5 protein-coding genes and 2 pseudogenes are annotated in these 7,186 nt (G+C 60.4%); 3 read left to right on the top strand and 4 right to left on the bottom strand.

Going from position 1 to position 7,186, the window contains the following annotated elements:
- Positions 1 to 118: 118 nt before the first annotated feature.
- On the top strand, positions 119 to 1,489 hold the full coding sequence (locus E0E00_RS02210; protein ID WP_130810974.1) for a glycosyltransferase family 2 protein: 1,371 nt from the start codon (positions 119 to 121) through the stop codon (positions 1,487 to 1,489).
- A gap of 237 nt (positions 1,490 to 1,726) precedes the next feature.
- Here the strand turns inward: E0E00_RS02210 and E0E00_RS02215 are convergent, their stop codons facing one another.
- Together E0E00_RS02215 and ettA are read right to left on the bottom strand one after the other, a co-directional pair.
- Positions 1,727 to 2,710: an L-lactate dehydrogenase gene (locus tag E0E00_RS02215; protein ID WP_130810975.1), complete on the bottom strand. Its 984-nt coding sequence runs from the start codon at positions 2,708 to 2,710 to the stop codon at positions 1,727 to 1,729.
- A gap of 179 nt (positions 2,711 to 2,889) precedes the next feature.
- Positions 2,890 to 4,569 carry an energy-dependent translational throttle protein EttA gene (ettA, locus tag E0E00_RS02220; RefSeq protein WP_130810976.1) on the bottom strand — a complete coding sequence of 560 codons (1,680 nt, stop codon included), beginning with the start codon at positions 4,567 to 4,569 and terminating at the stop codon, positions 2,890 to 2,892.
- A gap of 198 nt (positions 4,570 to 4,767) precedes the next feature.
- Here ettA and E0E00_RS15280 point away from each other — a divergent pair.
- A pseudogene (locus E0E00_RS15280) lies at positions 4,768 to 5,178 on the top strand (DNA cytosine methyltransferase); the annotation flags it as partial.
- A 484-nt stretch (positions 5,179 to 5,662) separates the two neighbouring features.
- Complete coding sequence (locus E0E00_RS14865; protein WP_242622095.1) at positions 5,663 to 5,830, top strand: DNA cytosine methyltransferase; 168 nt, start codon at positions 5,663 to 5,665, stop codon at positions 5,828 to 5,830.
- Here the strand turns inward: E0E00_RS14865 and E0E00_RS02230 are convergent.
- Positions 5,783 to 6,925, bottom strand: coding sequence for a restriction endonuclease, SacI family (locus E0E00_RS02230; RefSeq protein WP_165443514.1), 1,143 nt, complete (start codon positions 6,923 to 6,925; stop codon positions 5,783 to 5,785). The genes E0E00_RS14865 and E0E00_RS02230 overlap by 48 nt on opposite strands.
- A gap of 81 nt (positions 6,926 to 7,006) precedes the next feature.
- Positions 7,007 to 7,176 (bottom strand): annotated as a pseudogene (locus E0E00_RS15285) (IS30 family transposase); the annotation flags it as partial.
- Positions 7,177 to 7,186 lie beyond the last annotated feature (10 nt).

The raw sequence follows: 7,186 nt of genomic DNA on the forward strand, positions 1-7,186 counted from the left end.
AGGCTGCCCAACACAGCCTTCGCCTTCCAAGAATAGCAAAGGTCGTAGGCTACAATTGGCCCATGCGTGCTCGACACCAGACGCGCGACCATCATACGGCCTCGTCGAGAGGGACACCATGCCCAAGGTAAGCATCATCGTTCCCGCCTACAACGCACAAGAGACGCTGCGCAGGTGCGTCGACAGCATCCTCGGACAGGAGTACCGCGACTTCGAGCTCATCCTGGCAGACGACGGCAGCACCGACGACTCCCCTGCCATCTGCGACGAGTACGCCGAGAAGGACAGCCGCGTGCTCGTGCTCCACAAGGCAAACTCCGGCGTCTCGGACACCCGCAACAAGGCGCTTGACGCCGCGCGGGGCGACTACGTGCAGTTTCTCGATGCCGATGACTGGATTGCGCCGGAAGCCACGCGCCTTCTCGTCCGCGCCATGGAAGAGAACGACTGCGACATGGTCATTGCAGACTTCTACCGCGTGATTGGCAACAAGGTCTCCCGCAAGGGCGACATTGGCACCGAGGGGACTCTCTCCCGCGAGGAGTTTGGCGACTACATGATCCAGAACCCTTCCGACTTCTACTTTGGCGTGGTATGGAACAAGCTCTATCGACGCGACATCATCGACAAGTACCAGCTGCGCATGGACGTCACGCTCAGCTGGTGCGAGGACTTCATCTTCAACATGGAGTACGAGTTGCACTGCAAGCGCATCTACCCGCTGCAGGTGCCCATCTACTACTACGTGCGAACCAAAGGATCGCTGGCCAGCCAAGGTGCCAACCCCGCCAAGGTTGTCCAGATGAAGCTCAACGTGATCGAGTACTACAACGACTTCTACAAGCAGGTCTTTGACGAGGAAGACTACCGGGCACGCCGTCCCGACATCTACCGCTTCTATATCGAGTCCGCAGGCGACGGCGATATCATGCCCTGGCAGCGTTCGGCCAGGCTGGGCGAGGAGCGCGTGCCCGTTTACGTGAACCCCGAGATGAAGGACGATGCGCTTCTCGGCCTGTACTTTGAAGAGAAGCTTGTCGAGAGAAACCTCGAGCTTGTGGCCTCGCGATTTGATCTTACCCCGCGTGACGTGCGTCTCCTTGCCTTTGTGCGCCTGGGCACGGTCTTTTCGGGTCGAGAGGAGCTGGCCGACTACTGCGGGCTCTCCACGATGCAGCTCGCACGTACCCTGCAGCGATTGCTGTCAAGGCACCTGGCCGCGGTCGAGACGCGCGTGGAGTCCGGCAGCGAGGCGACGGTTGTTGCCGACGAGACTTCCGGGCCCGGTCCCCTTGGCGCCGGCACGGCGAAAGTCAAGGTTCTCGTGGTCACGCCCACCGAGCAGGCACAGCCCGTGATGGAGGCCATCGCGCAGGCGCTGCGCGACTGCGACCGCGTGCGTTGCTCGTCCATGGACGAGGACGAGGCAAACCGCTATCGAAGCGACCGCAGGAAGGCACTCGAGAGCATGAGGCGCACCCTGGCGTAGGATGGCCCTTCTCACGTTGGGATTATTGCGCGCTGCTTTATAGTAACAGTGATATCTCTCCAGCTGAGCTCTGGACATCAAATAGCAACGCGCAATAATCCCACGCCGGTCCATCCCTGCCAGCGAGTACGCGCAAAAGGGGCCTTCAGTGCCGAGACGACACCGAAGGCCTCCCTTGACCGCCCGCAAACGGCAAGAAATCCGCGCCAGCCCACCCCCGCGCCAGCTGCCGCGCCTCTACTCCGCGCTCGCGGGCTTCTCGGGTATGACGTGGTCCACATAGCCACGGATGATCGAGCAGGAGTTGCGCATGGCACGGCGCTCGTCGTAGGAAAGGTCGATCTCGAGCACGGAATCGATGCCGTTGGACCCCACGATGCAGGGCGTGCCAGCAGAGATGCCCGACTCGCCGTACTCGCCCTCGAGGTGCACGGAGAGCGGCAGCAAGCGCTTCTCGTTGTGCAGAACAGCCGTGATGACCTCGGAGACCACCGACGCGATGCCAAACTCGGTGCAACCCTTGCCGCCCACGATCTTGGCGCCGGACTCCTTGACCATGCGCTTGACGTAGTCGAAGTCAATGTCGGAGTTGGAGTGGTGGTTCATCGCGAGGTACTCGTGAAGGGAGATGGAGCCGACGGTGACATGCGAGGTGGGGATGAACGAGGAGTCCCCGTGCTCGCCCATGCAGAAGGCCTGGATCTGCTTGGCATCGACGTCGATGATGCCCGAGAGGATGCGGCGCAGGCGCACCGAGTCAAGCGCGGTGCCCGTGCCGAAGACGTGCTCGCGCGGCAGGCCGAGGTTGCGGTACAGATACTCGGTCACGATGTCGGCAGGGTTGGAGACGCTCAGGACGATGCCATTGAAGCCGGAGTCGCGTACCGGGCCCACAATGCCCTCAAGCACCTTCATGGTACCGCCAAGCATGTCAAGGCGAGACTCGCCAGGCCTGCGGCTGCGGCCGGCGGTCAGGACGATGAAGTGGGCGTCTGCACAGTCGGCGTAGTCGCCAACGCGGATGGTGAATGAGTCGCCCATGCCGGAGGCAAGGTCCTCGAGGTCCATGACCTGGGCCTCCGCTGCCTCACGGTTGATGTCGAGAAAGACGATCTCGTTCACGAGATGACGAAACATCAGGCACAGCGCTACGTGGCTGCCAACGCGTCCAGCGCCGATGATAACGACCTTACGCGTCTGGAATGGCTTCTCAATGGGCATGGCTTCCTCCTCGATGGACGAACAACTACTGTGCAACCGCTCACCAAGGGGAATAATACGTCAGACGAAGGCGGGCGGGCGGCCTCACGACCGTCCGCTCGCCGACTGGTTGGGTTACGCGCCAAAGCCCGCGTCGAGAGACGTGCTGTAACACGCCCAGCCCGGTGCCCACCCACGCCCTAATCGCGCGTGAGCTTGCGGTGCAGGCGATGCGGCTTGGACGCCTCGGGACCCAGACGCCGTTCGCGATCGGCCTGATAGGCCTCGAAGTTGCCCTCGAACCAGTGCCAGCTACCAGGGTTCTCGTCCGTACCCTCCCAGGCAAGGATGTGCGTGGCCACGCGGTCGAGGAACCAACGGTCGTGGCTCGTGACCACCGAGCAGCCGGGGAAGCGCCCGAGGGCGTCCTCCAGGCTCTCGCTCGTCTCGGTGTCGAGGTCGTTGGTGGGCTCGTCCAGAAGCAGGAGGTTTCCTCCTTGGCGAAGGGTGAGGGCCAGGTTCAGGCGGTTCCTCTCGCCACCAGAGAGCACGCCGGCAGGTTTTTGCTGGTCGGTGCCCTTGAAGCCGAAGGTCGCCACGTAGGCGCGGCTGGGAATCTCGGTATCGCCCACCGTGATGTAGTCGTTGCCGTCAGAGACAGCCTCCCAGACGCTCTTCTTGGCGTCGATGCCGGCGCGCATCTGGTCCACATAGGAGAGCTTCACCGTCTCGCCCAGCTCCAGCGTGCCGGAGGTGGGCTGCTCCTGGCCCACGATCATCTTGAAGAGCGTGGTCTTGCCCACGCCGTTGGGGCCAATCACGCCCACGATGCCGTTGCGCGGCAGGTCAAAGGAGAGGTCGTCGATAAGCACGCGGTCGCCAAAGGACTTGGTGAGGTGCTCGACCGTGAGCACCTTGGCGCCTAGGCGCGGCCCAACGGGAATCTGGATCTCCGAGAAGTCGAGCTTCTTGGTGGCCCTGGCCTCGGCCTCCATCTGCTCGTAGCGTTCCAGGCGCGCGCGGTTCTTGGCCTGGCGCGCCTTGGGGCTCTGGCGCACCCACTCGAGTTCGGAGCGCATCTTCTTGGCGCGCTTGGCGTTCTCGCGGCCCTCCGCCTCCAGGCGGGCGGCCTTCTTCTCGAGGTAGGTCGAGTAGTTGCCCTCGTAGGGGTAGAGCTGCCCGCGGTCGATCTCGCAGATCCATCCGGCAACGTCGTTCAGGAAGTAGCGGTCGTGCGTGACGGCCATGACGGCCCCGGGGTAGTTGTGCAGGAACTGCTCGAGCCACAGCACGCTCTCGGCGTCCAGGTGGTTGGTGGGCTCGTCGAGAAGGAGCAGGTCGGGAGCCTCGAGCAGAAGGCGGCACAGGGCCACGCGACGACGCTCGCCGCCGGAGAGCTGGGCCACCGGGGCATCGGGGTCGGGGCACTGCAGGGCGTCCATGGCTTGCGAGAGCTGGGAATCAAGGTCCCAGCCGTCAGCAGCATCTATCTCGTCCTGGAGGCGGCCCATCTCGGCCATGAGGGCGTCGAAATCCGCGTCGGGACTCGACATCTCCTCGCCAATCTGGTTGAAGCGGTTGACCTTGGCGATAACGTCCGAGAAGGCCATCTCGATGTTCTCGCGCACGGTCTTGCCCTCGTCAAGGGGCGGCTCCTGCTGGAGAAGGCCCACGGTATAGCCAGGCGTGAGGCGGGCCTCGCCGTTCGAGATGCCCTCGAGGCCGGCCATCACCTTAAGGAGCGTGGACTTGCCCATGCCGTTGGGGCCAACGACACCGATCTTGGCGCTGGGGAAGACGCCCACAGTGACGTCATCGAGGATGACCTTATCGCCCACGACCTTGCGGGCCTTGTACATCTGGTACACGAACTCTGCCATCGCTTTCTCCTTTCGCTGGGAGCACCCTCCCGCAGCATGAGACAAGAGGAGGCGTGAAGAAATGGTACTGGTTTGGATGGGTAAATCTATCCGTCACGGCTTGTATACTAGATGAAGTCTATCAAGCAAAGGGGTCACATGGGCTTTCCCAGAAACCAGCAACCAACTGCCATCTCCCTCTTTTCAGGCGCTGGCGGCATGGACCTTGGGTTCACAAGGGCTGGCTTTCATGTGCTCTTCTCCAACGAGATGGATCCTGATGCCGCAGCCACGTACTGCTCCAATGCGGCCTACCTTGATGCGGACGCAATGCATATCGGTGACATTCATGACTTCCTCCCAGCGATATGCAAATTCAGCGGTACTGACCTTGTCTTTGGCGGACCCCCATGTCAGGGGTTCTCCGTTGCTGGGAAGATGGACCCCTCTGATGCCAAAAGCGAGCTTGTGTTCACTTTTATGAACGTTGTAGAGAGCCTCAAGCCACGCGTGTTTGTCATGGAGAACGTAAGGGCCCTTGCCAAGTTGTCCAAATGGCAGCCTGTTCGCGAGAGGCTTTTCCAGCAAGCCCGAGAACTCGGCTATGGATGCTGCCTTCTCCTGCTTAACGCTGCCGACTACGGCATTCCCCAGGCACGAGAGCGCATGTTCTTCATCGGTGCGGCTGGACTACCGTCTACAATGGTCGAGAAGCTTGTCGAAGACAAACTGTCTGAGTGCAGACGGGTGGCACCCAGCGCAGGAGAAGTTCTCTCCTCCCTGCCGACATACGGCTCTGACGGCAACCCCATTACCTGCACCGCAGCGATTCACCTAGCAAAGCACCCAATCATCAGGAGAAGCCCGTACGCGGGGTCGCTTCTTTTCAACGGCCGAGGCAGACCGATAAATCTCAATTCGGTAGCGAAGACACTGCCGGCGGAGATGGGGGGGCAATCACACTCCCATCGTAAATCAGGCGCTCCTCGACAATCCATCTGCCGAGGACTGGCTCGTCTCGTATCACGAGGCTCTCTGCAATGGGACCATAACTCCAGAGACAGCTCACGTACCGAGCGATTTTCGAAGACTTACCGTCCTCGAAGCCGCCGCATTGCAGACGTTCCCCGCTGGCTACCACTTCTGTGGAAGAGTCGCGAAGCAGTACCGCCAAATTGGCAACGCAGTCCCCTGCCAGTTAGCAGAGCTTGTGGCAGGGGCGGTCGCATCTCAGCTACTTCCCCGAACTTGCAATCAGCGTCCTGAGTTCCTCTCTTGTTGATGTGCTGGTACGCGCCTTTACTTTGGCGTCGGAGAGAATTTGGTTTGTATGCCCCCTTACGTAGTCAAGGTCAACCATACCGATGACCAGCAGCAGCGAGTCAACCAGTGACTCGAAGCCAACGCAGCCCCCAAAGACTCCGACACCTTCCTGTTCCTCGTAGTCTGTGGGAGAGAAAGTCCCATATCCTACGACACCGGCACCGTATCCAAATACGAACAGGAATCGAGGAAAGCCCGCACCCCAGGCATCCTTCGCTGTACTAAGAACTTCTGCAGACGAGAAAGACTTGTCTTTCAGCTCGAGCGCCGCCAGCTTGCTGTCACCCTGATAAAGCTCAAGGTCCCCCTGGTACAGTCCGCCGCGACGTGAGACGTTGCTTGGGTACAGGTTCACCGAGAAGCCATCCTCTTCCCTATAGAGCAGCGACAGAAGAACAGCCACTGCGACGTTGAGTCCCTCACCATCGCGGCCCCTTTGTGCCACGCCGCATAGGAACCTTCGGAATGCCGCAAGGTTAACATTGCCTCTGGCAGAGATCCCCTCGACGGTGTTTTCAGACTGAGCCTCTTCTAGACGCCGTTTGCACACGTACAGGAAATACCCCAGCGCACTACGAGCTTCATCTGAGGTCGTAATCGAGGAGAGGGCGTCGACCATCGTATTCAGTATCTGCCGGTGCGCAGGCGACACATTATTCGTCTTTGCAAGCTCCGGCTTCTGCGCGGGGCTATTGTTGTACGGCTGCTTTACTCCTCCCAAAATCCCGCAAAGGACGTCAGGCTCAAAGCACCCATCTCGCGATATTACATGCTCACAGAGACTCCTTGCATCCCAAGCGCCGTCGAGTGTACTGTTCTTGTGCACGGCGAGAATGTTAACCCGCTCATCGGTCGCCTTTCCCAGCAATTGGGTCATGAGAATATATGGCCAAGCCTTGGTGCACGTCTTCACAAGCACATAGTCGATAGCGCCTTTTATTGTGCAGCCACCATATTTCTGAGGATGAAGGCAAACGTCATCCCAGATATCGTTGAGAAGCAGAGCGGCCTTGTTGTTGAACTCGGCATCTACGGTGATTTCCAGTCGTGACATTCGCACTCCTCTCAACGATGTTTGAGATAATCGTCCTTCGTAAACAGCCATGAATCAAACTCCCCAAGAACCGGCGGATTGTCAAGCTGAGTGCAACATCTCCCTAAAGACCTCGTTGGCTGTCCTGTATCCAAGGACCCTCCTCGGCCTGTCGTCGATCAGGTCCACCGCATGCTGGACCTCCTCGTCCGTGACCCTGCCGAAGTCGGTGCCCTTGGGGAAGAGCTCCCGCAGGGGCCCGTTGGCGTCCTCCACCGTCGG

This window comes from Olsenella sp. Marseille-P4559, assembly GCF_900605015.1.
Lineage (GTDB): Bacteria > Actinomycetota > Coriobacteriia > Coriobacteriales > Atopobiaceae > Tractidigestivibacter.

Bases quoted from the DNA above. Each gene is read 5' to 3' on its own strand.
- E0E00_RS02215 (WP_130810975.1), bottom strand. From the start codon at position 2,710: ATGCCCATTGAGAAGCCATTCCAGACGCGTAAGGTCGTTATCATCGGC.
- E0E00_RS02230 (WP_165443514.1), bottom strand. From the start codon at position 6,925: ATGTCACGACTGGAAATCACCGTAGATGCCGAGTTCAACAACAAGGCC.
- ettA (WP_130810976.1), bottom strand. From the start codon at position 4,569: ATGGCAGAGTTCGTGTACCAGATGTACAAGGCCCGCAAGGTCGTGGGC.
- E0E00_RS02210 (WP_130810974.1), top strand. From the start codon at position 119: ATGCCCAAGGTAAGCATCATCGTTCCCGCCTACAACGCACAAGAGACG.